The sequence below is a fragment of the Streptomyces sp. NBC_00433 genome (assembly GCA_036015235.1).
GTDB lineage: Bacteria > Actinomycetota > Actinomycetes > Streptomycetales > Streptomycetaceae > Actinacidiphila.
The window spans coordinates 6,581,458-6,608,125 of the sequence record CP107926.1 but is presented as its reverse complement, the minus strand read 5'-3'; the positions used below and the strand labels follow the sequence as shown (position 1 = coordinate 6,608,125).

The 26,668-nt window shown below is 71.4% G+C and carries 27 protein-coding genes; 13 read left to right on the top strand and 14 right to left on the bottom strand.

The window, feature by feature from the left end; genetic code table 11:
- Positions 1 to 235: 235 nt before the first annotated feature.
- Together OG900_28155 and leuA are read right to left on the bottom strand one after the other, a co-directional pair.
- Positions 236 to 946 (bottom strand): TerB family tellurite resistance protein, encoded by a 711-nt coding sequence (locus OG900_28155; GenBank protein WUH93601.1) that lies wholly within the window; start codon positions 944 to 946, stop codon positions 236 to 238.
- A 188-nt stretch (positions 947 to 1,134) separates the two neighbouring features.
- Positions 1,135 to 2,898: a 2-isopropylmalate synthase gene (gene leuA, locus OG900_28150; GenBank protein ID WUH93600.1), complete on the bottom strand. Its 1,764-nt coding sequence runs from the start codon at positions 2,896 to 2,898 to the stop codon at positions 1,135 to 1,137.
- Positions 2,899 to 3,201: 303 nt separating this feature from the next.
- On the opposite strand from leuA, the gene OG900_28145 reads away from it, so the two are divergent.
- The gene (locus tag OG900_28145; protein WUH93599.1) at positions 3,202 to 4,314 is read left to right on the top strand and encodes a M4 family metallopeptidase; all 1,113 of its coding nucleotides are present in this window, start codon (positions 3,202 to 3,204) and stop codon (positions 4,312 to 4,314) included.
- Between the two features lie 8 nt (positions 4,315 to 4,322).
- Positions 4,323 to 4,586, top strand: a complete 264-nt coding sequence (locus OG900_28140; GenBank protein ID WUH95960.1) for a hypothetical protein — start codon at positions 4,323 to 4,325, stop codon at positions 4,584 to 4,586.
- A gap of 37 nt (positions 4,587 to 4,623) precedes the next feature.
- Here the strand turns inward: OG900_28140 and OG900_28135 are convergent, their stop codons facing one another.
- The gene (locus tag OG900_28135) at positions 4,624 to 5,535 is read right to left on the bottom strand and encodes a GntR family transcriptional regulator (GenBank protein WUH93598.1); all 912 of its coding nucleotides are present in this window, start codon (positions 5,533 to 5,535) and stop codon (positions 4,624 to 4,626) included.
- 423 nt (positions 5,536 to 5,958) lie between these two features.
- Between OG900_28135 and OG900_28130 the strand changes: the two genes are divergently transcribed.
- The 6 genes from OG900_28130 (at position 5,959) to OG900_28105 (ending at position 9,985) form a co-directional block, all read left to right on the top strand.
- Complete coding sequence (locus OG900_28130; protein WUH95959.1) at positions 5,959 to 6,813, top strand: helix-turn-helix domain-containing protein; 855 nt, start codon at positions 5,959 to 5,961, stop codon at positions 6,811 to 6,813.
- Positions 6,810 to 7,007, top strand: a complete 198-nt coding sequence (locus OG900_28125; GenBank protein WUH93597.1) for a DUF397 domain-containing protein — start codon at positions 6,810 to 6,812, stop codon at positions 7,005 to 7,007. The genes OG900_28130 and OG900_28125 overlap by 4 nt, the downstream gene beginning before the upstream one ends.
- 207 nt (positions 7,008 to 7,214) lie before the next feature.
- Positions 7,215 to 8,318, top strand: coding sequence for an XRE family transcriptional regulator (locus OG900_28120; protein WUH93596.1), 1,104 nt, complete (start codon positions 7,215 to 7,217; stop codon positions 8,316 to 8,318).
- The gene (locus OG900_28115) at positions 8,315 to 8,899 is read left to right on the top strand and encodes a hypothetical protein (GenBank protein ID WUH93595.1); all 585 of its coding nucleotides are present in this window, start codon (positions 8,315 to 8,317) and stop codon (positions 8,897 to 8,899) included. Before OG900_28120 ends, OG900_28115 begins: the two co-directional genes overlap by 4 nt.
- Positions 8,900 to 9,251: 352 nt before the next feature.
- A complete protein-coding gene (locus tag OG900_28110; protein WUH93594.1) occupies positions 9,252 to 9,740 on the top strand; it encodes a hypothetical protein in 489 nt (162 codons plus the stop codon).
- On the top strand, positions 9,737 to 9,985 hold the full coding sequence (locus tag OG900_28105) for a hypothetical protein (protein WUH93593.1): 249 nt from the start codon (positions 9,737 to 9,739) through the stop codon (positions 9,983 to 9,985). Before OG900_28110 ends, OG900_28105 begins: the two co-directional genes overlap by 4 nt.
- 99 nt (positions 9,986 to 10,084) lie before the next feature.
- Here the strand turns inward: OG900_28105 and OG900_28100 are convergent, their stop codons facing one another.
- The 3 genes from OG900_28100 to OG900_28090 form a co-directional block, all read right to left on the bottom strand.
- Complete coding sequence (locus tag OG900_28100; GenBank protein WUH93592.1) at positions 10,085 to 10,924, bottom strand: transglycosylase SLT domain-containing protein; 840 nt, start codon at positions 10,922 to 10,924, stop codon at positions 10,085 to 10,087.
- A 322-nt stretch (positions 10,925 to 11,246) separates the two neighbouring features.
- Positions 11,247 to 11,798: a hypothetical protein gene (locus tag OG900_28095; GenBank protein WUH93591.1), complete on the bottom strand. Its 552-nt coding sequence runs from the start codon at positions 11,796 to 11,798 to the stop codon at positions 11,247 to 11,249.
- A gap of 83 nt (positions 11,799 to 11,881) precedes the next feature.
- Entirely contained in the window at positions 11,882 to 13,309 is a 1,428-nt protein-coding gene (locus OG900_28090; GenBank protein ID WUH93590.1) for an MFS transporter, read from the bottom strand.
- Between the two features lie 131 nt (positions 13,310 to 13,440).
- On the opposite strand from OG900_28090, the gene OG900_28085 reads away from it, so the two are divergent.
- Positions 13,441 to 14,469, top strand: a complete 1,029-nt coding sequence (locus OG900_28085) for an AsnC family transcriptional regulator (protein WUH93589.1) — start codon at positions 13,441 to 13,443, stop codon at positions 14,467 to 14,469.
- A gap of 18 nt (positions 14,470 to 14,487) precedes the next feature.
- On the opposite strand, the gene era is transcribed toward OG900_28085, so the two are convergent.
- A complete protein-coding gene (gene era / locus OG900_28080) occupies positions 14,488 to 15,432 on the bottom strand; it encodes a GTPase Era (GenBank protein ID WUH93588.1) in 945 nt (314 codons plus the stop codon).
- Positions 15,433 to 15,648: 216 nt separating this feature from the next.
- On the opposite strand from era, the gene OG900_28075 reads away from it, so the two are divergent.
- Together OG900_28075 and OG900_28070 are read left to right on the top strand one after the other, a co-directional pair.
- Positions 15,649 to 16,950 carry an ammonium transporter gene (locus tag OG900_28075; protein WUH95958.1) on the top strand — a complete coding sequence of 434 codons (1,302 nt, stop codon included), beginning with the start codon at positions 15,649 to 15,651 and terminating at the stop codon, positions 16,948 to 16,950.
- Entirely contained in the window at positions 16,947 to 17,285 is a 339-nt protein-coding gene (locus OG900_28070) for a P-II family nitrogen regulator (GenBank protein ID WUH93587.1), read from the top strand. Before OG900_28075 ends, OG900_28070 begins: the two co-directional genes overlap by 4 nt.
- Positions 17,286 to 17,301: 16 nt before the next feature.
- Here OG900_28070 and OG900_28065 read toward each other — a convergent pair whose 3' ends face one another.
- The 5 genes from OG900_28065 to OG900_28045 all read right to left on the bottom strand — a co-directional run bounded on the left by OG900_28065 (position 17,302) and on the right by OG900_28045 (position 23,008).
- Positions 17,302 to 17,679, bottom strand: coding sequence for a cytidine deaminase (locus tag OG900_28065; protein WUH93586.1), 378 nt, complete (start codon positions 17,677 to 17,679; stop codon positions 17,302 to 17,304).
- Positions 17,680 to 17,737: 58 nt separating this feature from the next.
- Positions 17,738 to 19,066 (bottom strand): hemolysin family protein, encoded by a 1,329-nt coding sequence (locus OG900_28060; protein WUH93585.1) that lies wholly within the window; start codon positions 19,064 to 19,066, stop codon positions 17,738 to 17,740.
- 16 nt (positions 19,067 to 19,082) lie between these two features.
- Positions 19,083 to 19,577: an rRNA maturation RNase YbeY gene (gene ybeY / locus OG900_28055; protein ID WUH93584.1), complete on the bottom strand. Its 495-nt coding sequence runs from the start codon at positions 19,575 to 19,577 to the stop codon at positions 19,083 to 19,085.
- 14 nt (positions 19,578 to 19,591) lie between these two features.
- Entirely contained in the window at positions 19,592 to 21,736 is a 2,145-nt protein-coding gene (locus tag OG900_28050; protein ID WUH93583.1) for a PhoH family protein, read from the bottom strand.
- Positions 21,737 to 21,889: 153 nt separating this feature from the next.
- Positions 21,890 to 23,008 (bottom strand): PfkB family carbohydrate kinase, encoded by a 1,119-nt coding sequence (locus OG900_28045; GenBank protein WUH93582.1) that lies wholly within the window; start codon positions 23,006 to 23,008, stop codon positions 21,890 to 21,892.
- A gap of 108 nt (positions 23,009 to 23,116) precedes the next feature.
- On the opposite strand from OG900_28045, the gene OG900_28040 reads away from it, so the two are divergent.
- Entirely contained in the window at positions 23,117 to 24,421 is a 1,305-nt protein-coding gene (locus OG900_28040; GenBank protein WUH93581.1) for a 6-phospho-beta-glucosidase, read from the top strand.
- Positions 24,422 to 24,562: 141 nt separating this feature from the next.
- The gene (locus OG900_28035; protein ID WUH93580.1) at positions 24,563 to 25,357 is read left to right on the top strand and encodes an acid phosphatase; all 795 of its coding nucleotides are present in this window, start codon (positions 24,563 to 24,565) and stop codon (positions 25,355 to 25,357) included.
- Positions 25,358 to 25,378: 21 nt separating this feature from the next.
- Here the strand turns inward: OG900_28035 and OG900_28030 are convergent, their stop codons facing one another.
- Positions 25,379 to 26,284 (bottom strand): ribonuclease Z, encoded by a 906-nt coding sequence (locus tag OG900_28030; GenBank protein WUH93579.1) that lies wholly within the window; start codon positions 26,282 to 26,284, stop codon positions 25,379 to 25,381.
- 23 nt (positions 26,285 to 26,307) lie between these two features.
- Positions 26,308 to 26,664: a histidine triad nucleotide-binding protein gene (locus OG900_28025; GenBank protein WUH93578.1), complete on the bottom strand. Its 357-nt coding sequence runs from the start codon at positions 26,662 to 26,664 to the stop codon at positions 26,308 to 26,310.
- Between the last annotated feature and the right edge of the window lie 4 nt (positions 26,665 to 26,668).

Genomic DNA, 26,668 nt, shown 5'->3' with positions numbered 1-26,668 from the left:
TTCGCTGGTGTCACTCCACCAGCGTCCCGTCGCGGGGGCCGCGAGTCGTCGGGCTCACGATCGAACCGGCGCTACTCCGTGGGACTGCCGAGGGCGCCCGTTACTCCCCGTGGAGTATCCGTTCGGAGTGCCCGCCCGCCCGCGGCGGGTCCCGGCCCACCGGCCGTCCCCGTAGCGTCACTGGCCGGACAGCGGCCGGACGGCGCTCAGGCCGCCCCCGGCCCTTGACTCCCGGTCAGCTCGCGGTGGCCGCCGCGGCGGCGAGCAGCCGGTCGATGTCGTCGGTGTGCAGCGACAGGCAGCGGCCCACCGCTTCGAGGACCTCGCGCTCGGCCGGCAGGTAGGGGCCGTCGGCCAGCGCGATGTGGGCGCCCTGGAGCAGCACCCGCTCGCGGCCCTGCTGGGCGAGGTGGTCGGCGAGCGGCTCCAGCGCCTCGTGCAGCTCGATCGACAGCCAGCTGCCGCAGCCGTCCACGCAGTCCGCGAAGGAGTGGTGGCCCAGTTCCTGGGAGGCCGTGTAGCGGCCCTCGTCGGCGACGATCGCGGCGAGCAGGCCGAGCAGCTGGTCCTCTGTGCAGTCGCTGAAGCCGGCCGAGCGGACCGCGCCGACGGCCGCCTCGCGGGCCGGGCGGCCGGCGGAGCCGCCCGCGGTGAGCACGGCGAGCGCGATGGTGTGGACGGCGTCGCGCAGCATCGCGGAGAAGCGGGTGGTGGTGGGGCAGAGCAGCACCTGCGAGCCGTACTGGCGGTGGCAGGCGGCGCACTCGATCACCGAGCCGGCGGTGCCGCGGCTGAGCAGCGGCACATTGAGCACGGTGAGCTTGCGGGTGCCCGTTCTGCGGTGGTAGCTGCGGTCGCCGCCGCAGTCGGGGCAGAAGAACTCACCGTCGTCCTCGGTGTGCCAGGACGTTCGCACACCCCAGATACACAGCCCCAGCTTCGTCACGCTGCACCCTCCGGCCGTCTTCGTCCCGGTACGTACCCGCATCGGCCCGTACGCGCGCGAAGACGCCCCGGCAACGGTGCCGTACGCCGTGATGTTAGCCACATCAGCGAGGTGCAGTCAGTACCGCGTACGGGGGGAATTCACCGCCACCCCCGTACGCGTGGGGAGATTCGTACCGTTTTGCCCGCTCAGCGGTCCGCGCGGTTGACCGCGGAGACGACCGCCTGGAGGGCGGCGCGGGTGGTGTTGGGGTCGATGCCGATGCCCCACAGGACCCGGCCGCCGATGGCGCACTCGATGTAGGAGGCGGCCTGCGCGGACGCTCCCTCGCTCATGGTGTGCTCGCTGTAGTCCAGCAGCCTGGCGTCCACGCCGATCTTCGCCAGCGCGTCGAAGAAGGCCGAGATCGGGCCGTTGCCGCTGCCGCTGAGCACCGTCGGCACACCGTCCACGACGGCCTCCACTGTCAGGGCGTCGGTGCCGTCGCTCGATGTCGACGCCTGCGCCGATCGCAGCGCGATGCGGCCCCACGGGTTGTCCGGGGTGGGCAGGTACTCGTCCTGGAAGACCGACCAGATCTGCGCCGGGGTGACCTCGCCGCCCTCGGCGTCGGTCTTGGTCTGGATGATCTTCGAGAACTCGATCTGCATCCGCCGCGGCAGGTCCAGCTTGTGCCCGTTCTTCAGCACGTAGGCGACACCGCCCTTGCCGGACTGCGAGTTGACCCGGATCACGGCCTCGTAGGAGCGGCCGACGTCCTTGGGGTCGATGGGCAGGTAGGGGACCGCCCACTCGATGTCGTCCACGGTCTTCCCGGCGGCGGCCGCCGTGGCCTCCATCGCCTCGAAGCCCTTCTTGATGGCGTCCTGGTGGGAGCCGGAGAAGGAGGTGTAGACGAGGTCGCCCGCGTAGGGGTGGCGCGGGTGGACCTCCATCTGGTTGCAGTATTCGGCGGTGCGGCGGATCTCGTCGATCTGCGAGAAGTCGATCTGCGGGTCGACGCCCTGGCTGAACAGGTTCATGCCCAGCGTGACCAGGTCCACGTTGCCGGTGCGCTCGCCCTGCCCGAACAGGCAGCCCTCGATGCGGTCGGCGCCGGCCATCAGCGCCAGCTCGGCGGCGGCCACCGCGGTGCCGCGGTCGTTGTGCGGGTGGACCGACAGGCATACGTACGCGCGCCGCGACAGGTTGCGCGACATCCACTCGAAGCGGTCGGCGTGCGTGGACGGGGTGGAGCGCTCGACGGTCGCGGGCAGGTTGAGGATGATCTCGCGGCCCTCCTCGGGCTGCCAGACGTCCATGACGCCCTCGCAGACCTCCAGGGCGAAGTCCAGCTCGGTGTCGGTGAAGATCTCCGGGCTGTACTGGTAGCCGAAGACCGTCTCGTCGCCCAGCAGCTTGTCGGCGTACTCCATGACCAGCCGGGTGCCGTCCACCGCGATCTGCCTGACCTCGTCGCGGGTGCCGCGGAAGACCACCCGGCGGAAGACCGGCGCGGTGGCGTTGTAGAGGTGCACGGTGGCCCGGGGGGCGCCGCGCAGCGCCTCGACGGTGCGCTCGATCAGCTCCTCGCGGGCCTGCGTCAGAACGGAGATCGTCACGTCCTGCGGGATCGCGTCCTGCTCGATGATGGAGCGCACGAAGTCGAAGTCGGTCTGGCCGGAGGCCGGGAAGCCGACCTCGATCTCCTTGTAGCCCATCCGCACCAGCAGGTCGAACATCTCCCGCTTGCGGGCCGGCGACATCGGGTCGATCAGCGCCTGGTTGCCGTCCCGCAGGTCGGTGGACAGCCAGCGCGGCGCCTTGGTGACGCGCGCGTCGGGCCAGGTGCGGTCGGCGATGTCCACCTGCTCGTACCGGCCGTACTTGTGGATCGGCATCGCGGTCGCGCGCTGGGCGACGGTCGCGGCGGTGATGGGCGTGGCACGGCCGACGCTGTTGGGGCTGGTCATGGGGGCTCTGGCTCCTCGGGGTCCGTTCGGGGAACGGCCGACGGCTGGAAACGCCGAACTCCGCGGGGAGGGGGTCGGCCTACGACTACAGGCCCTCGCCGCGGCAGCTAAGGAGAAGCAGCCCGAAACGCATGATGCGTCGACCATAGCCGAGGCCGGGCGGAATCACGTAGCCGGTGCGTAGGTCCTCTCAGCATTCAAGATGGTCGGTTCTGTCCACCGAAATCCCCATCCTTCGCTCCTTCTCGTCAACTTCGCCCCCGACTTGGTGACACACCGTACTCACCGTGCCACATTGCGCACATGGACTCCCTTGCCTCGACCCCCGTCTTCTGCACGATCGTGCCGCCGCACGTCCTGGACCGGCTGGCCAGGACGGACGACGCGGCAGTGTCCGCCGCAGCCCGCCACACCCTGGAGCACGACGCGCGCGAGCGCAGCCGCCGCCAGATGAACGCCCTGCTCGGCCCTGTCGCGGCCACCGCGGGCACCGTCGTCGCCGAGCACCCGGTGCGCACGGTCTACGACGCCCGCCACCACGACGCGCTGCCGGGCCACAAGGTGCGGGCCGAGGGCGCGGGGCCGTCCGCCGACGCCGGCGTCAACCGCGCCTACGACGCGCTCGGCGCGACCTTCGAGACGTACCTGAAGGCCTACAAGCGGCACTCGATCGACGACGCGGGCCTGCCGCTGAAGGCGTCCGTGCACTACCTCAAGGGCTACAACAACGCCTTCTGGAACGGCGAGCAGATGGTCTTCGGGGACGGCGACGGCCGGATCTTCCTGGACTTCACCATCCCGCTGGACGTCATCGGCCACGAGCTGACGCACGGCGTCACCCAATACAGCGCCAACCTCGACTACCAGGGCCAGTCGGGGGCGCTCAACGAGTCGGTCTCCGACGTCTTCGGCAGCCTGATCAAGCAGTACGCGCTCGGCCAGACCGCCGACCAGGCCGACTGGCTGATCGGCGCGGGCCTGCTCGCCCCCGGCGTCAACGGCAAGGCGCTGCGCTCGATGAAGGAGCCTGGCACGGCCTACGACGACCCGCAGCTCGGCAAGGACCCGCAGCCCGCCTCCATGTCCGGCTACGTCACCACGACGCAGGACAACGGCGGGGTCCACCTCAATTCCGGCATCCCCAACCGGGCCTTCTACCTCACCGCCGCCGCGCTCGGCGGCCACGCCTGGGAGCAGGCCGGGCAGGTCTGGTACGACACCCTCACCGGCGGCACCCTGTCGGCGCAGGCGCGGTTCGCGGACTTCGCCGCGGCGACCGTCGCGGCGGCCGTGGCCCGCTACGGTGAGGATGTCCAGAGCCGGGCGGTGCGCGCCGCCTGGACCGAGGTCGGCGTCACCCCGGCGCCCGCTGCGGGACTCCCCCGCCAGCAGCCGGGCCAGCCCCAGGAGGTGTGAGCAGCCCGATGCGTATCGAGGTGACCCGCTCCGGCGGCTTCGCGGGCCTGACCAGGCACGCCGCCCTGAACACCGCCGACCACCCCGACGCGGGCCACCTCCACGCCCTGGCCCTCGACGCCCTGGCCCCCTCCGGCGCGAACCGCGACCCGTATCCGGACGGCTACTCGTACACGATCACCGTGGACGCCGGCACGGTCCACTGCGTGGACGGCGACCTGACCCCGGCGCAGCGCGAACTGATCAGGACGGTCCTGGGCGAGGGCGCCTAGACCCGGCCCCACTCAGCTGCTGAGTCCGCCCCCGATGTCAGGCGGGCTCCGGCGGGCGGCAGTCGATGCAGCGGGCAGCGGGGTCGTGGGTGCGGATGGCACGGTCGCAGCCGTCGCAGGTGCGCAGGGGCGCCGGGCGGGCGGTCTCGGGGGGCAGCGGAGGCGGGAGCAGGGCAGTGAGGCGGTGTTCGAGGAAGCGGGCCGGGTGGTGGATCGGCTCCGGTAGCGGCGGCAGGCCCGTGGTGAGCGCCCGGGTGATCTGCGCCGGGGCCACCGCGCGGGCGAGCCAGTCGTCCACGCTCGGCGCCAGGTGGGCGATGTCGCGGGCCGACAGCAGCAAGCGGGGGTCGGCCAGCCGCAGCCGGGAGAGGACGTCCGCGGCGGGACCGGACTGTGCCGGGGCCGCCGCCCGTACGGTGACGGGCGCGGCCCGGTGCGTACGAGGCGCCCGGGACGGCCCGACGAGCCCGCGCCCGCCGTGCGCAAGGCCGCCGCGAAGGCCTCGCGCCGCCGGGCCGGAGCCCGGTCCTGGCGCGGGGCGGGAGCCGCGTCCGTCGCGGCGGCCCGGGCCCGACGTCGGGCCCGCATTCCGGGGCCGGTCGTACGCGAACGCCCGCGTCGCGAACCGCCCGCCGCCCAGCGGCACCCGCCGCCGCTCCAGGTAACCGGCCGCCTGGAGTTCGTTCATCGCGCGGCGGACCGTCACCTCTCCCTCGGGGAAGTGCGCTGCCAGTGCCTTCACGCTCACCGGCGCCCCGTCAGGAAGCGACTGGATGTACACGGCCAGCCCGATCGCCACCGCCGACAGGTGGGGGTGCTGCGCGAGGTGGTTTCCGACGACCGTGAAGCGGTCGGCGTGCCGGTGCCGTACGTGGATCACTCCGGCGGGTGGCGCACCCTCGGGGAGGGGCGGCGCGGGCAGGGCCGCGTTAGACTGCGAGTCAGCCATCGGGAAGGTATCGCTTCCTATGTGGTCAGGCCCTCGACCAGGATTGCCGTCCTGCCGGGGGCCATTTTCGTGTGCTGTTGTAGCGCCGACCGTACCTCACCCGAACCGCTGATCTGATCACCCGTCACCCGTTCGGGTGAGTGCGGGCGGAGGTCTGGTGGGATGGGCACTTTCCCCGTTTTTTCTTGGGTCCTTACAAGAAGGCGCCCGACGCGGCGGGGCGCGACCCACCGGGGCGTGGCTTACCGCGCCCCGGTGGAGACGTCGGCGGCGGGCGCGGGCAGTGTCCGCTCGGCGCGGTCTGGGTGGAGATTTCACTGTTCATGTGACAGAGCGTTGATGGTCGTTACTACGCTGAGGACTACGCAGTGCCGAACGCACGTGAGCCGTCCGGTACGCACACGAACGGCGGAGGTGAGCCCGATGACGACGGTGTCAGGGCAGACGGCCAGCGACTTGGACGACCAGGACTGGGAGGACGGCGCGGGCGACGTCCTCAAGACGGTCGGCAGGCAGGTCAAACTCTGGCGCGAGCGGGCCGGGTTGACCCAGGCGGAACTGGGCCAGGCCATCAGCTACAGCGAGGAGCATGTCTCCTCGGTCGAACGAGGCCGCCGGGCGCCCAAGCCCGCATTCCTCGACACGGCCGACGAAGTGCTGGACGCCGGCGGCATGCCGAGTGCCTTCAAGGACGACGTGGAGCAGGCGCGATACCCGCGCAAGGTCCGCGACCTGGCGAAGCTGGAAGCCGACGCCGTTTCGATGGGCGCGTACGGCAACCACAACATCCACGGCCTGCTCCAGACCGAGGAGTACACCCGGGCGCTGTATCAGATGCGCCGCCCGCTGCTGAACGAGGAGACGATCGAGCGATACGTCGCGGCACGAATGGCGCGGCAGAGCATCTTCAGCCGCTGGCCCGCGCCGATCCTGAGCTTCGTCCAGGAGGAGGTAACGCTGCGACGCCCGCTGGGCGGAAGGGCGGTCATGCGAGGGCAGCTCGAACGGCTTCTGGAGGTGGGTCAGTTGCGGAACGTGGAGATCCAGGTGATGCCGACGGACCGCGAGGACCACGCGGGGATGGGCGGAGAGATCCGCTTGCTGGACACGAAGAACGGCCCGACCGTTGGCCTCGTCTCGGTCCAGCACTTCGACCGCCTGACCACCGATCGAAGCGAGATCATGACGCTGGAAGCTCGGTATGGGATTATCCGGGCGCAGGCTCTCACCCCGCGGGAGTCCCTGGTGTTCATCGAGAAGGTCCTGGGAGAGACATGACGATCGAGCCCTCTGCCGAGTTGCACTGGTTCAAGAGCAGCTACAGCAGCAACGAAAGCGCCGACTGCGTCGAGGTCGCCGCCTCCCCCGGCACCATCCACATACGCGACTCCAAGGACCCCGAGGGCCCGCAGCTCGCATTCGGCCCCGCCGAGTGGTCGGCCTTCGTCTCCTACGCGGCCCAGCACATCTGACCGCCTCCTGGCAGGACGGCTCCGCCATGCGCGGAGCCGCCGTTGGCTTGAATGCCACCTCCTGCCATTCAGAGCCTCGGTCCGTGCAGGACGCGCCAGGAGGCTGCAGGGAACGCCTTCGTCCGAACCGAACTCGTCGCAGACCTTGCCGCACTTACACACGCTGCATATCTCGCTATACCAGCGCACTGTGCGAGAATCACACACATGGGGACAGTGGAAAGCTGGGCGGAAGTAGGCGAGCGAGTCGCCGAGGCACGTCTGGCTGCGGGCTTGAACCAGACTGAGCTGGCATCGCAGCTGGAGCTGGATCGTACGGCCGTCGTGCGGATAGAGGCGGGCGAGCGCAGGATCACGGCGCTGGAGCTGTTTCGCCTGGCCAACGCGTTGGGCGTCCCATTGGCTCATCTGGTGTCACGGCCGCCCGCCGCTCTTGTCGCGCGGCGCACGGCGCTGGAAGAGACAGCGGACGACGCGTCCAAGGCCCGGTATCGACTGGATGCCCGGCTGGAGGAGCATGCCCGCGCCGCCTCGTGGCTCATCGATCACCAGCACCTCACCCCTCCGCTCCCCGATCCCGCACTTCTGCGCGGCGAAGCCGAGGTCGATCCCGTCACGCTGGCGGAGACAGCTCGCAGGTCGCTGGGAAAGGTTTCCGGCCCGCTCGGCCCGCTGGCCGATGTCGTGGAACAACTCGGACTGTTCCTGACCGTCGTCGACGAGGCCGCTGAAGGTGCTTCGCTGCTCTGCGACGGTTACGGTGTCGCGGTCGTCAGCGGCAGGCTCGACCCCGGCCGGCGTCGCTGGACCGCGGCACACGAACTCGGCCATCACCTTCTCCAGGACGCCTACCACAGCGATGCAGGAGTGGCGGCCAGCCGCAGCGAGCAAGAAGACCGCATCGACTGCTTCGCCGGAGAGTTCCTGCTTCCCAGCCGGGATGTGACCAACGCCTGGTCGCATGCCGCGGAAGGCCAAAGCCCCAGGGCAACTCTCCTGGGGTTGGCAGCAAGCTACCGGCTCTCCTGGAGCGCCGTGGTCAACAGGGCACGTGAACTGGGCCTACTCAATGGCACAGAAGCACGACGGCAAAAAGCAGACACACCCCAGCTCGGAGACTTCCTGGCTGCACACGGTAGCGCCCCGGTTCCCGACCTGGAGATCGGGACCACGGGAACGATGTGGCGGCAGGCCGCCCTTGCCGCCTGGGAGCAGGGTGTTATCAACGGCGCACGGACAGTGGAGTTGCTCTACGGTGCAATCACCGAGGAGCAACTGCCGAGCCGGAACCTGGAGGAACCTCTGCCGTGACGGAGGCTCCACGCATAGCCGACCTGTCCGCTCCATGCCTCGTGTGGGATGCGTCCCCACTGCATCACGCCATCAAGGCGGACAAGATCGACATACTCGGCGACATCGCGCAGCGCTACCTCGCTGCGCCGGGAGGAAACGTGACCACCGATGTGGTCCGCGGCGAGTTAGAGCGCCACGACCTCCCGACAGACGGCCTGGACTGGCTTGACGTCGTGGCCCTGGGCGATGACCCCGAGGAACGCATCGCGCTCGCCGAAATCCTGACATTGGTCACCTGGACCGAGCGCGTCGCCCCGGGCCACCGCGACGGCGGAGAGGCCACAGTCCTGGCGTGGGCAGACCTGCACGGCGCTGTCGCAGTGATCGATGACAGTGACGCCCGGCGGATCGGCAAGCAGCACAAGGTCCGGGTGTGTGGCTCGCTCCGCATCATCGCGGACTCTGTTCGGGCCGGTCACACAACGGCGTACGCCGCCACGTCGCTCGTGGACGCGATGATCACATCAGGCATGTACTACCCGCGCGGCTGCCGTCAGGGCCAGTTCATCGCCTGGGCCAGGCAGAACGGCCTGCTCTGACCGCTCCCCGCTCGGCCGCCAGGCGAGCCGGCCCGGGTGGCTCTTGATCTCCACGAGGTACAGGCCCGCTGGCACGGCGACGAGAAGGTCGCACTCGTTGATGCGGCCGGTGTCCTGGATCGTCCGGACGGCCCCCGGGCCGGCGAAGCACGTTCCGCCGGCCCTGGCGGGCGATGTGGCGTAATTGCGGCGGTGTGCGGCGGGGCGCGTGCGGCTAGAGTGACTGGCTGACAGCGGGGTGTTCTTGGTGGGGGACAGCTTGACTCATCCTGTCGATCCTCGGTCGGCCTATTCCGTGACCTCGGCGCCCGGTCCTGCGACCTCTTCTCCGCCGGTGGTCCCGCAGGATCCGGTGACGCCGCCGCATCTGCCCTCTCCTGAGCCGCTGCCGAAGCCCGTCGCACCGCCGCCGGTCTGGGGCGGCGACCCGGACGTGGGGGTCTCGTCGTCCTACCTGCGCCGGCTGGCCGGCGAGTGCGAGGGGGTCGCGGGCCGTATCAGGACGACGACGGGCGCGGCGGAGGAAGCGGGCTGGGAGGTCGCGCGGCAGGATGCCGGCTGGGCCTTCGTGGGCAGCCTGAAGGACATGCACGCCCACTGGGAGGCACTGAACGAGGTGATCACCGGGCGGCTCCACGAGGCGGCCGGCAACTTCAGCGACAGCGCCGACGCCTTCGACGGCACCGACACGGAGGTCGGGCACCGCGCGACGCAGTCCCAGGGGTTCGGGCCGCTCGGGATCACTCTGGAACAGGGCGACATCGCGCATCTGAACACCACGGGGAAAGCCCGCGACTTCGATGTCACCGGGACGTCCGAGCCGATCGCGGCCACGCTGTGAGCCCGCGCTACGCGGGCCGGCACACCGGCGGGTCCGAGCCGCCCGAGTCGCGCGACGCGGATGCCAGTGCGTCCGCGTCCCGCGCGCTGCCGTGGCGGAAGGTCGCCCTGTGGGTCGGCCTCGCCACCTGTGCGGTCTTCGCTCTGGTCGTCGTCGCGAGCCTGTTCGGCCTCCTTCACGACATGGACCACCCGGGCAACGACGGATGGCTGTGCTCGCCGGATTCGAGCACCTGCCGGCCCTGAGCGGCATGGGCGGGCACGCCGAAGGGCGGCGCGGGCCTTCGCAGGTCCGCGCCGCCCTTCGTCTCACCTGCCCCGGGAAGGGGCCTCAGGCGGGGGCGATCAGTACGCCGAGTTCACGTTGTCCATCGAGCCGTAGCGGTCGGCCGCGTAGTTGCACGCGGCGGTGATGTTGGCGACCGGGTCGTAGATGTTGTGGGACGTACCCGACACGTGGTAACGGTCGAAGGTCGGGTTGATCACCTGGAGCAGACCCTTCGAGGGAATGCCGTTGCGGGCGTTGATGTCCCACAGGTTGATCGCCTTCGGGTTACCGCTGGACTCACGGATGATGTTGCGGTGAATTCCCTCGTAGCTACCGGGAATCCCCTTCTTGTGCATGATGTCGAGCGACTGCTTGATCCAACCGTCCAGGTTGTTCGCGTACTTCTTGACGGTCGCCTTCTTCGGGGCGGGAGCCGCCTTCTTCGGAGTGGCGACGGTGTGCGTCTTCTTCGGTACGGAGACCGGGGCGCGGTGGGTGGAGCGGTTGGCCGCCGCCTTGGACTTGGCGCGGTCGGCGGCGGCCGCGGCCGCCTTCTTCGGCGCTGCCTTGTGCGTGGCCTTCTTCTCCGTGGTCTTCTCCGTGGCCTTCTTGGAGGCCTCGGCGAGGTCGGTCTTCTTCTGCGTCGTCTGCGGTGCGGCGTCGTGAATGGCGTGCTGCGACGCCATACCGGTCTGCGCGCCGAGTTCCTTGGCGTGCGTACCGGCGGAGACGGAGAACCCGGTGGGGTCGCCCGCCGCGGTCGCCGAACCGGCTCCTGCGGTCGCTTCCAGCCCGGTGACCGTCAGCACGACCGCGGCTGCGGCAACTGCGCCGGCCGCCGTGATCTTGTGCTTCTTCGACATCTGGTTGAACTTCGCGAACGACGGGAGCTTCTTCGGGATCGTGGGGAGCTGCATTAGGGATTTACCTCTTCCGTAGCGGGACCCCTGAATTGTTAGAGGTGACGGAAGGGCAGGTCAAAGACCCCCGCTACGCCTCGCATTCGTAGTGGGCGCACCGGGCGCCGATTCTCCGTGCGATACCGGGCGTGCGGTTCACTAAGCGGCTTAGTATGTGACCCACGCTATACGGAGGGGATCACAAGGGGGCGCCCCTCCATTCACCGGGAGTAAATGGAGGGGCGCTTTACGTGAGAAGAATATGTGACCCCGGTCACCGGAATCGGGGGTCAGAATCGGGACAGATCGCCAGAAGATCGCCCGAATGCCCCAGGGCCCGCTACGTGATGGCGGCCTCGGCGGACTCGGCGCCCGCATAGGGGATCCCGTAGCGGCCGACCGCGGCGACGATCGCCTCCTTGGAGGTGTCCAGCGCCCGCGGATAGATGACCAGCGGGGTGCCGAAGCGCTCGGTCCTGCGGCGGGCCAGGCCCTTCGCGCCGGCGGGCAGGAGCACCGGGGCGAAGGCCGGCAGCTCGGCCGAGCCCTTGGGGAGGAAGGCCAGGCCCGTGCCGCTGGTGACCTCGCGGACCTCGCTGATCTCGCCCCAGCCGACCGTGTGGCCGTCGAAGAGGGCGATCCCGCCGTCGTCGATCCGCAGCAGCGGCTCCTGGCCGCGCAGCCGCACCTGGCGCCCGACAAGCAGCGCCGCGCTCGCCACGGGGAGGGCCAGCAGCACCCATCCCGTGACCGCGAAGTAGTGGTTGTGGTCGAAGGCCAGCCTGAGCACGCCCAGCGAGCTGCACGCCAGGCTGAACAGCTGCCACCCGATACCGGCGGCCCGTATCTCCAGCGGCCCGGAAACCGGGCCGCTCCCCCTGCGCCTTGCCATGTCCCACCCCTTCGCCGGGCTCAGCATATGGGCGGTCGCCGGCATACCGGCCCGGCGTCGGAGGGGTCAGCCGTGCCTACCGGTCAGCGGGTCGCCGCCGCCGGGGCGGGGGCGTCGGACGGGGCCTGGTCCGCCTTGCGGGGCGGGCGGACCAGGGTGAAGACGGCGATCGCGCCCGCCAGGCCCGCGGCGGCCGCGTAGAGGGAGATGCGGTCGAGGCCGGACGCGTATGCCGCGTGCGGGCTGCCGCCGTGGGCGGTGACGCTGCGCAGCCGGGCGGTGAAGACCGCGCCGAAGAGCGCGATACCGAGCGTCATGCCGAGCTGGCGTGCCGTGTTGACCGCGCCGCCCGCCATGCCCGCGCGGTCCGGCGGGACCGCGTCGACGGCGGCCGAGACGAGGACGGGCGTGGTGAAGCCGACGCCGACGCCGATCACCGCGAGGCCCGCGAAGATCGAGGCCTGCCCCGAGGAGGTGTGCACGGTCAGCGCCAGCAGGCCGCAGCCCAGGCCGATGATGAACAGGCCGCCGCCGATCGGCACGCGCGCGGGGAAGCGGTGCATGTGCCGCCCGGCCGCCGCGGCGACGATGAAGGCGGTGCCCGCCATCGGCATCAGGGCCAGGCCGCCGCGGATCGGGCTGAGGTGGAGGACGTCCTGCAGCCAGAGGGAGAAGTAGACCAGGCCGCTGAAGGCCGCCGCCTGGTAGATCAGGGCGCCCCCGAGCAGGCCGCTGAAGACCGGGCGGCGCAGCAGCGCCAGCTCGATCATCGGATGGTCGGAGCGGGCCTCGATGAGGACGAAGGCGACCGCCGCGACCGCGGCCACCGCGAAGGCGGTCAGCGCCAGCGTGTCCGTCCAGCCGTCGTCGCCGCCGCGGATCAGGGCGTACGTCAGCGCGCCGGCGGCCAGCGTGAAGGCGGCGGCGCCCGGCAGGTCGAGCCGGCCCGTGCCGCGCTCGCCCGCGGCGGGCAGGGAGCGCATGGCGATCGCTATCGCGACCGCGGCGATCGGCAGGTTGACCAGGAAGATGGCCTGCCAGCCGAAGCCCTGGGTGAGCAGGCCGCCCACGATCGGCCCGGCCGCCGCCGCGGCGCCGTTGACCGCGCCCCACACGCCGAAGGCGACCCCGCGGTCGCGGCCCCGATAGGTCGCCGCGACCAGCGCGGCCGAGGTGGCGAACATCGCCGCCCCGCCGACCCCCTGCACCGCACGCGCGGTGATCAGCACGGCGGCGTTCGGTGACAGCGCCGCGCCCAGCGAGGCCAGGGCGAAGACGGCGAGGCCGGCCACGTACAGCCGCCGGTGGCCGAACAGGTCGCCGAGCGAGCCCGCGACCAGCAGCAGCGCGGCGAGCGCGAGGGCGTAGCCGTCGATGACCCATTGCAGGGCGGAGAAGGGTGCGTCGAGGTCCGACGCCATGCTCGGCAGAGCGACGTTCACGATCGTGACGTCGACCAGGAGGATGAAGGCCCCCAGGCAGATCGTCACCAGGGGCAGCCATTTGCGCATCGGGTGGACTCCGTTTCATGCGGTGCGGTGCGGTGGTGCGGCGATGACTGTCCCAGGCTGGGGCACGGCTCCGCCACCCCACAGCCGATGGGGCTTTCACGGCGGAATCCGACACGTCCTAGGCTGTGGGGATGCAATCCGACACGTCGATGATGCCGCTGGCCCTTCTCGACCTGCTCGACCAGCAGGTGGCGCAGGCGCTGCAGCTCGACGGCCGGGCGTCCTTCCGGCGGATCGGCGAGGTGCTCGGCGTCTCCGACCAGACCGTCGCCCGCCGCTACGCCCGGCTGCGCGAGACCTCGGGCCTGCGGGTGCTCGGGCTCAGCGACCCGCTGCGGATCGGGCTGACGCCGTGGTTCGTACGGGTGCGGTGCACCCCGGACGCCGCCGCGTCGATCGGCGAGGCGCTGGCCCGGCGCACCGACACCCGGTGGGTGAGCCTGCTGTCCGGCGGCACCGAGATCTGCTGCTTCACCTACGCCTCGGGACCCGACACGGACTCCGACGCGCTGCTGCTGCAGAAGCTGCCGCAGACGCCGCGGGTGGTGCAGGTCACCGCGCACGCGATGCTGCACGTCTTCTTCGGCCACGAGCGAAGCCCGGTGAGCAGGACCGGGCCGCTGACGCCCGAGCAGGTGCGGGCGCTGCGCCCGCCGCCCGCCACCCAGGACGGCGAGCCGGTCGTGCTCGGGGAGGAGGACAGGCGGCTCTTCGCCGCGCTCGCCCGCGACGGGCGCACCCCCGCGGCGGAGCTGGCCGCGCTCACCGGGTGGTCCCAGACGACGATACGGCGCCGGATGGCGGAGCTGCGGGCGAGCGGGGCGCTCTACTACGACCTCGACTTCGGGCAGGGGGTCCTGGCGCCCGAGATGCGCACGGCGATGCTGCTCGAGGTCGAGCCGGCCAGCCTGGCGGCGGCGGGGCAGGCGCTGGCCGCGCACGAGGAGGTGGCCTTCGCCGCGGCCACGACGGGGACGGCGAACGTCTACGCGTCGCTGCTGTGCCGCGACGCGCGGGCGCTCTACCGCTACCTCACCGGGCCGGTGGCGGCCATCCCCGGCGTCCGCCGGACGGAGACGGCCCCGATCCACCGCACCTTGAAGGGCCCGAGCCCCTACCTCGCGCCCTCCCGGACCGCCCGCACCGCCGGGCGCGGCTGAGGTCCGGAGGCCAGCGGACTAGAAGCCGAGCTTCCTGAGCTGCTTCGGGTCGCGCTGCCAGTCCTTGGCGACCTTCACATGGAGGTCGAGGAAGACCGGTGTGCCGAGGAGGGCCTCGATCTGCTGGCGGGACTTGACGCCGACCTCCTTGAGGCGGGCGCCCTTGGGGCCGATGACGATGCCCTTCTGGGAGGGGCGCTCGATGTAGAGGTTGGCGTGGATGTCGAGCAGCGGGCGGTCGGCGGGGCGGCCCTCGCGGGGGAGCATCTCCTCGACGACGACGGCGATCGAGTGCGGCAGCTCGTCGCGTACGCCTTCCAGCGCCGCCTCGCGGATCAGCTCGGCGACCATGATCTGCTCGGGCTCGTCGGTGAGGTCGCCCTCGGGGTAGAGCAGGGGGCCCTCGGGGAGCAGCGGGACGAGGAGGTCGGCGAGCAGGCCGACCTGTTCGCCGGCGACCGCGGAGACCGGCACGATCTCGGCCCACTCGAAGTCCAGGTCGCGGCTGAGCTTGTCGACCGCGAGCAGCTGCTGGGCGAGGGCCTTGGAGTCGACCAGGTCGGTCTTGGTGACGACCGCGACCTTCGGTGTCCTGCGGATCCCGGCCAGCTCGCGCGCGATGAAGGTGTCGCCGGGGCCGAGCTTCTGGTCGGCGGGCAGGCAGAAGCCGATCACGTCGACCTCGGCCCAGGTGCTGCGCACCACGTCGTTGAGCCGCTCGCCGAGCAGCGTGCGGGGCTTGTGCAGCCCGGGGGTGTCGACCAGCACGAGCTGGGCTTCCGGGCGGTGCACGATGCCCCGTACGGTGTGCCTGGTCGTCTGCGGCCGGTTGGAGGTGATCGCCACCTTCTGGCCGACCAGAGCGTTCGTGAGGGTGGACTTGCCGGCGTTGGGGCGGCCGACGAAGCAGGCGAAGCCGGACCGGTGTGCGGGGCCGGCGGCGGAGGGGGTACGAGCGCTCATGCGCCTCATTCTCCCCGATGCCGGGGGTGTACGAGGACGTCGGGCGCCCCGGCGCCGAGGACGCACCCCGGTGAGGGTGCCGAAACGCCCGCGCAACACGAAACACTGCGGAAACACGCCTGCCCACATACGGTAACGCGAGCCCGTGACGCTTCCCCTACCCGCCCGTGGAAGGGGACCCCCCTCGTGCTGCTGCTGTCCGCCGACCAGACGGCCGTGAACGCGGCCGACACCGCCTGGCTGCTCGCCGCCACCGCGCTGGTGCTGCTGATGACACCGGGCCTCGCGCTCTTCTACGGCGGCATGGTCCGCAGCAAGAGCGTGCTCAACATGCTCATGATGAGCTTCGTGTCGATCGCGCTGGTCACGATGGTCTGGCTGATCGCCGGCTACACCCTCGCCTTCGGCCACGACGCCGGCGGCCTCGGCCTCATCGGCGACCTGAAGCACCTCGGCATGCACGGCATAGGCCCCGACTCGACGCACGGGCATGTCCCCACGCTGCTCTTCGCGACCTTCCAGCTGACCTTCGCGGTGATCACCGCGGCCCTGATCAGCGGCGCGGTGGCGGACCGGGCGCGGTTCGGGGCGTGGGTGGTCTTCGTGGTGGTGTGGACGCTGGCCGTATACGTCCCCGTCGCGCACTGGGTCTTCGCCGACGGCGGCTGGATCACCGCGAAACTGCACGCGCTGGACTACGCGGGCGGCACGGTGGTCGAGGTGTGCTCGGGCGCCTCGGGGCTCGCGCTGGCGATCGTGCTCGGGCCGCGGCTGGGCTTCCGCAAGGACTCGATGCGCCCGCACAACCTGCCGCTGGTGCTGCTGGGCGCCGGGCTGCTGTGGTTCGGCTGGTTCGGCTTCAACGCGGGTTCCGCGCTCGGCGCCGACGGCATGGCGGGCGCGGCCTTCCTCAACACCCAGACCGCGGGCTGCGCGGGCCTGCTGGGCTGGCTGCTGGTGGAGAAGCGCAGGGACGGGCACGCCACGACGCTGGGCGCCGCTTCCGGGTCGATCGCCGGGCTGGTCGCGATCACCCCGTCGTGCGGCAGTGTCGACGTGCCGGGCGCGGCCGTCGTGGGGCTCGCGGCGGGCGTGCTCTGCTCATACGCGGTGAGCTGGAAATTCCGCTGGGGCGTGGACGACTCGCTGGACGTCGTCGGTGTGCACCTGGCCGGCGGCGTCGTCGGCACCCTGCTGATCGGGCTGCTCGCCACCGAATCGATGACCGGCGGACCCGAGGGCCTGCTCTACGGCGGCGGCCTCGCGCAACTGGGCCGGCAGGCCGTCGCCGTCGCGGCGGTGGGGGCGTACGCCTTCGCGACGACGTACGGGATCGGCAGGGCCATCGACAGGCTGATGGGCTTCCGGGCGAGCGAGGAGCACGAAAGGACCGGCCTGGACCTCACCGTGCACGCGGAGACCGCCTACGATCACGGCGTACTCACGCACGGCATGTCCCACGGCGCCGCCGTACACGCCACAGCGCATGCCGCCCATGACAGGAGCCCACTGGGATGAAGCTGGTCACCGCCGTCATCAAGCCGCACAAGCTGGACGACGTGAAGACGGCCCTGCAGGAGATGGGGGTGCAGGGCATGACGGTCACCGAGGCCAGCGGCTTCGGCAGGCAGCGCGGCCACACCGAGGTCTACCGCGGCGCCGAATACCGGGTGGACCTCGTCCCCAAGGCCCGCATCGAGGTGCTGGTCGAGGACGCGGAGGCCGACGCGGTGCTCGACGCCCTGGTCGAGGCCGCGCGCACCGGCAAGATCGGCGACGGCAAGGTGTGGGCGGTGCCGGTCGAGACGGCGGTACGCGTCAGGACCGGCGAGCGCGGCCCCGACGCGCTGTGAGACAGGCGGGCGGGTCTCAGCCCGCGGTGACGACGCCGCGCACGGACCCGTCGGGGCCCGCCACCACCACCGGCACACCGGCGCCGCCCAGGTCGCGCACCGCGGCCCGGTCGGCGTCGGCGGCGGCCTCGGCGGCCGTGACCACCACGGCCGCCTCCAGCGACTTCGCGCCGCTGGCCACCGCCATCGCCACCGCGGTCTGCAGCGCGCTGAGCCGCAGCGACTCCAGCGCGACCGTGCCGGCCACATACGTCCTGCCGGTCTCGTCGCGCACGGCGGCGCCCTCGGGCACCCCGTTGCGGGCCCGAGCGGAGCGGGCGAGGGTGACGAGCTTGCGGTCTTCCGGGTCCGGCAGGTCGGTGGCCGGCTGCTGATCGCTCATACGCGCGATCATAGGGCGTACCGCCGGGCGTAGCTCTCCGTGTCCGGAAATACGCGTCCGGCAACCGGCGCTACAGCTCGTCGTCGTCCGACGGCAGCCGGCCTTCGGACGCCGCCTGCGCCGCGTCCAGCGGCTCGACCAGCACCGTGCCGATCCGGTTGCGGCGGCCGGCCTGCGTCTCCGCGGTCAGCCGCAGCGCCACCGTGGCACGCTCGCCCGAGCCGTCCTCGGGCAGCGGCACCACCACCGTCGCGCCCGGGATCGGCACCCGGCCCAGCGACTTGGCGAGCAGCCCGCCGACCGTCTCGACGTCGTCGTCGTCCAGCAGCACCCCGTAGAGCTCGCCGAGGTCGCCGATGTCGAGCCGGGCGGTGACCCGGTGGCGGCCGCCGCCCAGCTCCTCCACCGGCGGGGTCTCCCGGTCGTACTCGTCGGTGATCTCGCCGACGATCTCCTCCAGGATGTCCTCGATCGTGACGATGCCCGCGGTGCCGCCGTATTCGTCGACCACGACCGCGACGTGGTTGCGGTCGCGCTGCATCTCCCGCAGCAGGTCCCCGGCGTTCTTGGTGTCGGGCACGAAGGCGGCCGGCCGGATCAGCGTGGAGACCAGGTCGCTCTCCGCCTCCCGGTTGATGTGGGTGCGCCGGGCCAGGTCCTTGAGGTAGACGAAGCCGACGACGTCGTCCTCGCTCTCACCGGTGACCGGGATGCGCGAGAAGCCGCTGCGCAGCGCCAGCGTGGTGGCCTGGCGGATCGTCTTGAAGCGCTCGATCATCACCAGTTCCGGCCGCGGCACCATCACCTCGCGCACGATGGTGTCGCCCAGCTCGAAGACCGAGTGCACCATACGGCGCTCGTCGTCCTCGATCAGCGACTCGGACTCGGCGAGGTCGACCATCGCCCGCAGCTCCGCCTCGCTCGCGAACGGGCCGCGCTTGAAGCCCTTCCCCGGCGTCAGCGCATTGCCGAGCAGGATCAGCAGGCCGGGCACCGGGCCCATCACCCTGGCCAGCGGCAGCAGGACGTACGAGGCCGCCGTCGCGGTGTTCATCGGGTGCTGGCGGCCGATGGTGCGCGGCGAGACGCCCACGGCCACGTAGGACACCAGCACCATCACGCCGATCGCGACGGCGAGCACCTGCCACGTACGGTCGAAACCCCGGTCGCAGACCACGGTGATCAGCACCGCGGCCGCTGTCTCGCAGCCGACCCTGACCAGCAGCGCGACATTGAGATAGCGGGTCGGGTCGGAGGCCACGGCCAGCAGGTTCGCGGCGCCCTTGCGGCCCGAGCGCAGGGCGTCCTCGGCCCGGAAGCGGGAGATCCTGGCGATGGCGGCCTCGGCGCACGCGGCCAGCCAGGCGACGATGACCAGCAGAACTGCGGAGACGATCATGCGGTGCGCGCCGCCGTCAGTGGGTGGTGGGCGCGGGCGAGGGCCCCTCGATGCCGCGCTCGGCCCGCCACCCGTCCAGGATGGCCTTCTGCAGGCCGAACATCTCGGCCTTGTCGTCCGGCTCCTCGTGGTCGTAGCCGAGCAGGTGGAGGACGCCGTGCACGGTGAGCAGCTGCAGCTCCTCGTCCATGGAGTGGCCGGTCGGCGCCTCCTCCCCCTGCTGTTTGGCGACCTCGGGGCACAGCACGATGTCACCGAGCAGCCCCTGCGCGGGCTCCTCGTCCTCCTTGCCGGGCCGCAGCTCGTCCATCGGGAAGGACATGACATCGGTGGGGCCCGGCAGATCCATCCACTGCACGTGCAGCTGCTCCATCGCGTCGGCGTCCACGGCGATCACCGACAGTTCGGACAGCGGATGGATGCGCATGTGCCGGAGCGCGTAGCGGGCGGCGTCGAGGACCGCCTGCTCGTCGATCTCCCAGCCGGACTCGTTGTTGACGTCGATCGCCATGATGATGTGGTCGGTTACTTTCTCTTGGGCCGTGCGCCGCCGCGGCTGTTGCCGCTTTCTTCCTCGGCGACCGCGCTGTCATACCGCTCGTAGGCGTCCACGATGCGTCCGACCAGCTTATGGCGCACCACGTCGGTGCTGGTGAGCCGGGAGAAGTGCACGTCCTCGACGCCGTCGAGGATGTCCTGCACCTGCCGCAGCCCGCTCTTGGTGCCGTTCGGCAGGTCGACCTGCGTCACGTCACCGGTGATGACGATCTTCGAGTCGAAGCCGAGCCTGGTCAGGAACATCTTCATCTGCTCGGCGCTGGTGTTCTGCGCCTCGTCCAGGATGATGAAGGCGTCGTTGAGCGTGTTGTGCGTCAGCAGATAGTCCTCGGTGACATAGAGCGAGTCGGCTGCCGCGACCTGGATGCACACCGCTTCCTCGCGCCCGGCCGGCTCGATGCTGTCGATAAACCGCATCGGGTGGCCGCCGCCGCCGGCCGCGTGGTACGAGGCGCGCTTGCGGGCCAGACGGAAGGGCTCGACACCCTCGGGCAACCGGATGTCGAGGACATGGGCGTCGTAACGGTGGTGCACGTCGCGTCCGTTCACCCGGCCCGGGGTGCGACCCTCCGCGGCCCGGCGCCCGGTGTAAGCAACGCCGCCGAGGGACTGGACGAGCGCCACCACGTCGTCCCGAAGCAGGACCGATGTGGTCGTGTACTGCACGCGGCACGTACGGCCGTCCTGGACGGCCGGGCCACCGTCGGCATCCAGCAGGCCCTGGAGCACGGCCAGCCTGACCTCGGCGGAATTCTGCAGGTAGACGTCGGGGACGAACTTCGCGTGCGACCTGTTGCCGAGCAGGTCCAGTGTCCGCAGAGCGGCCGTGACCGGATTCTCCAGCGTGACGACGTCGCCGACCGCGCGTACCCGGTTCAGGGTGTGGTCGACCCGGCCTCTTGAGGTCGCCTTGACGCCGGGAAGCGCCGCTTCCAGTGCCGGGATCAACTCAAGGTCCCCAGGGGAGAACGACGGCGTGGTCGATCCGGTGAGACAGCCGTCGCCGAGCAGCAGACCGAGCGCATAGGGGTCCATCGGGACCTCCTGCGCGGGAAGGCACACCGGGGCTGTGAGCAGAGGCAGCTCGTACCGCCGTGCGTGGGCGGCCCGGAGGTTGCCGATCATCTCCTTGGTCTCAAGAACGCGCCACGGCTTGTCGCGGCGCCGGTCAGCGGCGGTCCTCACCGTCCACAGGTGCTCACCGCAGCACAGCGTCGACGACCCGTCCTGCGCTGTGACCCGGTAGATGTCCTTCTCGCCCTGTGGGTACACACCAAGCACCGGGGTCGGTTCGCCGTTCGACCCGATGGCCAGGTCACCGACCTGAAGCTCGCCGATCGGTCGGAAACCGGAGGGCGTCAGCACCTTGGTGAAGACCGGCTGCGCCCTGCCGCGCATGTACGCCAGCGGGGCGACCTCGATGGTGCCGGCCGCCATCAGGCGGGGGATCGAGTCCGGGTCGAGCATGTCGTGCAGCGCGTCGTAGAGCGGGCGCAGATACGGGTCGATCTTCTCGTAGAGGGTGCCGGGCAGGAAGCCCAGGCGCTCGCCGGCCTCGACCGCGGGGCGGGTCAGGATGATCCGGTTGACCTGCTTGGACTGCAGGGCCTGGACCGCCTTGGCCATCGCCAGATACGTCTTGCCCGTACCGGCGGGGCCGATGCCGAAGACGATGGTGTGGCGGTCGATCGCGTCGACGTACCGCTTCTGGTTGAGCGTCTTGGGGCGGATGGTGCGGCCGCGGCTTGACAGGATGTTCTGCGTGAGCACCTGGGCGGGTGTCTCGGCGTCCTCGTCCGCGGCGCTTCCGTTGGCCCTGAGCATGGCGATGGAGCGCTCGACGGCGTCCTCCGACATGGGCTGGCCGGTGCGGAGCACCAGCATCATCTCGTCGAACAGCCGCTGGACGAGTGCCACCTCGTCTGCCTCGCCGACCGCACTGACCTCGTTGCCCCGCACGTGGATGTCGACAGCCGGGAAGGCCTGCTCGATCACGCGGAGGAGAGCGTCGCCAGACCCCAGGACGGTCACCATGGGGTGCTTGGCCGGTACGACGAAGTGGGCGCGCGCCTGCGGCGGCTGCGGCTGCTGCTTTGCCGGTGTCTGAGTCATGGGCCGGCGCTAAGGCCTGCTCATCCCGCTTTCTGCTGATCGAGGAGCCCGATCGGGCCTTGGATTACCAAGCCTACGACGTGGGACGTCGGCGGCCGAGGGGATTTGCCGTTGTGGCCGGGGCCCTGCCCTGCGCCCCGACCCACGGGCGCCTCACGGGCGGCGGAAGCCGATGGTGGGCACCGCGCGCGGCAGCGGCCAGCGGCGCGGGGCCGGCGGGATCAGGGCGTCGAGGAAGGCGTATCTGCGCAGGGCCTCGGGCGGGGTGCCTGCCGCCGCCTTGGCCCGCGTCCACCAGGCGGCGACCTCGATCCAGCCGGGCGCGGACAGCGAGCCGCCGAATTCCTGCACGGAAAGCGCCGCGCACAGCGAGCCGAAGGCGAGCCGGTCGGGGAGCGGCCAGCCTGCCAGGGTGCCGGTGACGAAGCCGGCGACGAAGACGTCCCCGGCGCCGGTGGGGTCCAGGGCGTCCACGATCAGCGCGGGCACCTCGGCGGTCTCGCCGCTGCCCGAGTCCACCGCGACGGCGCCCTCGGCGCCGAGGGTGACCACGGCCAGCGGGACCAGCTCGGCGAGCTTGCGGGCGGCTGCCGCCGGGGTGGCGGTGCGGGTGTAGCGCATGGCCTCCGCCGCATTGGGCAGGAAGGCCGCGCAATGGGCGAGGCCGTCGAGGTCGCCCGGGTCCCAGCGGCCGGTGTCGTCCCAGCCGACGTCGGCGAAGACCTTGGTGCCGTTCGCGGCGGCCTTCGCGATCCACTCCCGGTCGGGGTCGGGCGCCGGCGCCTCGTCGGAGGCCCGCTCGCGCTGGCCGAGCGAGGCGACGGCGGCCCTTGCGGGCGGCGGGCAGGCTGGCAGGGCCTCCTCGGCCGGCGGCGCCCGGTGGCCGTGGCTGACCATGGTCCGCTCGCCCTCGTAGGCCATCGAGACGGTCACCGGGGAGTGCCAGCCGGGGATGCGGCGGGAGGGCCCCAGGTCGATGCCCTCGCCCGCGGAGAGGCTGTCCCAGCAGTAGTCGCCGTACATGTCGTCGCCGAAGGCCGCGGCCAGGGTGGTGTGCAGGCCGAGGCGGGCGAGGGCGGTCGCCATGTTGGCCACCCCGCCGGGGCTCGACCCCATGCCGCGCGCCCAGGACTCGGTGCCCCGCACGGGCGCGCTGTCGAGGCCGGTGAAGATGATGTCGAGGAAGACGGTGCCGGTGAGATACACGTCGGTCGCCGGGTCCCCCGGGGTGCGCACCGCGCGGAGCGGGTCGAGAACGGGCTGGTCGTCCATGGGACACACTGTGCACGACAGCACTGACAGTGACGAGGACGCCGGGTCCGGTCTGACAAATGGCGTCGCACGCCCGCAAGGCGGGTGGGCCCGGAGGACGGAGTGCGGGTGAAGCTCACGATTCTCGGCGGTGGCGGCTTCCGGGTGCCGCTGGTGCACCGGGCGCTGGCCGGCGACCCGCTGATCACCGAGGTGGTCCTCTACGACGAGGACCCGCTGCGGCTGCGGGTGGTGGCCGCGGTGCTCGCGGGGTCGGGCGCGGGCGGACCCGCGGTGAGGCTCGCGGACGGCCTGGACGACGCGGTGCGCGGCGCGGACTTCGTCTTCTCCGCGATCAGGGTCGGCGGTACGGCGGGCCGGGTGCGCGACGAGCGGCTGCCGCTGGCCGAGGGGGTGCTCGGGCAGGAGACGGTGGGCGCCGGCGGGGTGCTCTACGGGCTGCGGACGCTGCCGGTCGCGGTGCGTGTCGCCGAGCGCGTACGGGCGCTGGCGCCGGACGCCTGGGTGATCAACTTCACCAATCCGGCGGGCATGGTCACCGAGGCGATGTCCCGGGTGCTCGGCCCGCGGGTGATCGGCATCTGCGACTCGCCGGTGGGCCTGGTGCGGCGGGCGGCGCGGGCGGCGGGCGCCGACCCGGACGCGCCGGACTTCGGCTACGACTACGTGGGCCTGAACCACCTGGGCTGGCTGCGCCGCCTCACGGTGGCCGGGCGCGACCTGCTGCCGGGGCTGCTGGCGGACCCGGCGGCGCTGGGCACCTTCGAGGAGGGCCGGCTCTTCGGCGCGGAATGGCTCGCGGCGCTCGGCTCGCTGCCGAACGAGTACCTGCACTACTACTACTTCCGCCGCGAGACGCTGGCCGCGGTGCGGGCCGCCGAGTCCACCAGGGGCGAATACCTCGACCGCCAGCAGGGCGCCTTCTTCGCGGCGGCCGACCGCGAGCCCTCCCGGGCGTACGAGCTGTGGCAGGGCGCCAGGCGGGAGCGGGAGGAGACCTACGGGGCCGACAGCCGCGCGGCGAGCGGCGGTTGGCAGCGCGACCCGCACGACCTGGACGGCGGCGGCTACGACCGGGTGGCGCTCGCGCTGATGCGGGCCATCGCGCGGGACGAGCGGACGGTGCTGATCCTCAACGTGCCGTCCGGCGGGGCGCTGCCCTTCCTGGACGCCGAAGCGGTGGTGGAAGTGCCCTGCGAGGTGGGCGCCTTCGGGGCGCGGCCGGTGGCGCCTGCGGCGGCGCCCGACGAGCACCAGGCGGGGCTGATGCTGGCGGTCAAGTCGGTGGAGCGGGCGGCGATCGAGGCGGCGGCGACGGGGTCGCGGCGCTCCGCGCTGCGGGCGCTGGCGCTGCATCCGCTGGTGGACTCGCCGGCGGCCGCCTCGCGCATCCTCGACGCGGCCGGTTGGTGACGCCGGGGCGAACTCCGGTGAAACACCAAGGAAACAGCTTCTGACCTGCGATGTGACGATACGCGCGTAGACCTTCCTTGACCTGCCTGGATCAGGGGGTCTAACTTTCGCCGCACCAACCAGCGTTGAAGGAGCACCGTCATGCCCCGTGCCCGTCTGTCCCGCCGTTCGCTGGCGCTGGCCGCTGCCGCGGCCACCCTGGGAGCCACCTTCTACGGCGTAGGCGCCGCCACCGCGGACAACTCGGTGCCGCGCAGCGACAAGGAGATCCCCAACCTCACCGACGTGGTGAACGAGATCAAGGCCTACTACGGCGACACCGTCGACGCCTCGGGCGAGCACTTCGCGTCGGCGGACAGCAGCTACGCCCGCCAGTTGGCCGGCATCGAGGCCAAGGCCAAGTCCGACCTGGCGCACGAGCTGCGCGGCCACGGCAAGCACGGCAGCCACAGCAAGCCCGCGATCGTGCTGGACGTCGACGACACCAGCGTGCTCACGTACAACTACGAGCTGGAAGTGGGCTTCAACTACACCCCGGCCAGCAACCAGGCCTACCTGGACAACAAGAACATGCCGGCGGTCTTCGGCATGGACACCCTCGCCAACTGGGCGGCGGACCAGGGCGTCACGGTCTTCTGGATCACCGGCCGCCCCGAGGCCCAGCGCGCGGACACCGTACGCAACCTGACCGCGGTCGGCTACAAGCCCGCGCCCGACACCGCGCACCTCTACCTGAAGAACAAAGCGAACCCGCCGGCCTACCTGAGCTGCGGCTCGACCTGCACCACCATCCAGTACAAGTCCGGCACCCGGGCGCACATCGAGTCGCTGGGCTACGACATCATCGGCAACTTCGGCGACCAGTACAGCGACCTGTCGGGCGGTTACGCGGACAAGTCCGTCAAGCTGCCCAACCCGATGTACTTCCTGCCGTAGCCGCGCGGGCGGGTCCCGGGCTCAGCGGCGGCCGGGCACCGGGACCCGGGTCAGATCCTCGGCAATGGTCAGGGCGCCGGTGAAGCCCGCCGCCCTAGCCTGCGCCTCGAAGCCCCCGGGCTCGGTGTAGCGCTGCGAGAAGTGCGTCAGCACCAGGTGGCGCACACCCGCGTCGCGGGCCACCGCCGCGGCCTGGCCCGCGGTCAGGTGACCGTATTCCTCGGCAATTGCCGCGTCCTGGTCCTGGAAGGTCGACTCGATCACCAGCAGGTCGCAGCCCTCGGCCAGTTGCGGCACGGCCTCGCAGAGCCGGGTGTCCATGACGAAGGCGAAGCGCTGCCCCCGGCGCGGCTCGCTGACCTCGGCAAGGGTGACGCCGTTCAGTGCGCCCTCGCGCTGGAGGCGGCCGATGTCGGGTCCGGCGATGCCGTGCTCGGCCAGCCGGGCGGGCAGCATCCGGCGGCCGTCGGGTTCGGTCAGCCGGTAGCCGTACGACTCGACCGGGTGGGAGAGCAGGCGCGCTTCGAGGGTGAAGTCCGCGGTCACGGCCAGCACTCCGTCGCCGGTGACCGGCTCCTCGCGCAGGTCGGCGGTCTCCCGGTAGGCGGTGGCATGGCGCAGCCGGTCGAAGTAGCGCTGCCCGCTCGCCGGGTAGTGGGCGGTGATCGGGTGCGGCACCCGGTCGAGGTTGATCCGCTGGATCACCCCGGCAAGGCCGAGGGAGTGGTCGCCGTGGAAATGTGTGACGCAGATCCGCGTCAGGTTGTGCGCGGACACCCCGGCGTGCAGCATCTGGCGCTGGCTGCCCTCGCCGGGGTCGAAGAGGATGCCCTCGCCGTCCCAGCGCAGCACATAGCCGTTGTGGTTGCGCTGCCGGGTCGGGACCTGGCTGGCGGTGCCGAGGACGACGAGTTCGCGTGCGGGCACCGGTGGACGGCGGCGTGGCCGCCTCAGACCAGCCGCTGGAGGTCGCGGCCGCCCAGCACATGGGCGTGGGCGTGGAAGACGGTCTGGCCGGCTCCCGGGCCGGTGTTGAAGACGACCCGGTAGCCGGTCCCTTCGACCTTCTCCTGCGCCGCCACCTCGCCGGCCTCCCGCACCACGTCCACGACCGCACCGGGGTCGCCCGCCGCCAGGGTCGCGACATCGGGATAGTGCACCCGCGGGATGACCAGCACATGCGTGGGCGCCTGCGGGTTGATGTCGCGGAAGGCGAGCGTGGTCGGCGTCTCGCGGACGATCGTCGCGGGGATCTCCCCCGCGACGATCTTGCAGAACAGGCAGTCGGCCTGGGGCTCTCCCGCCATGGCG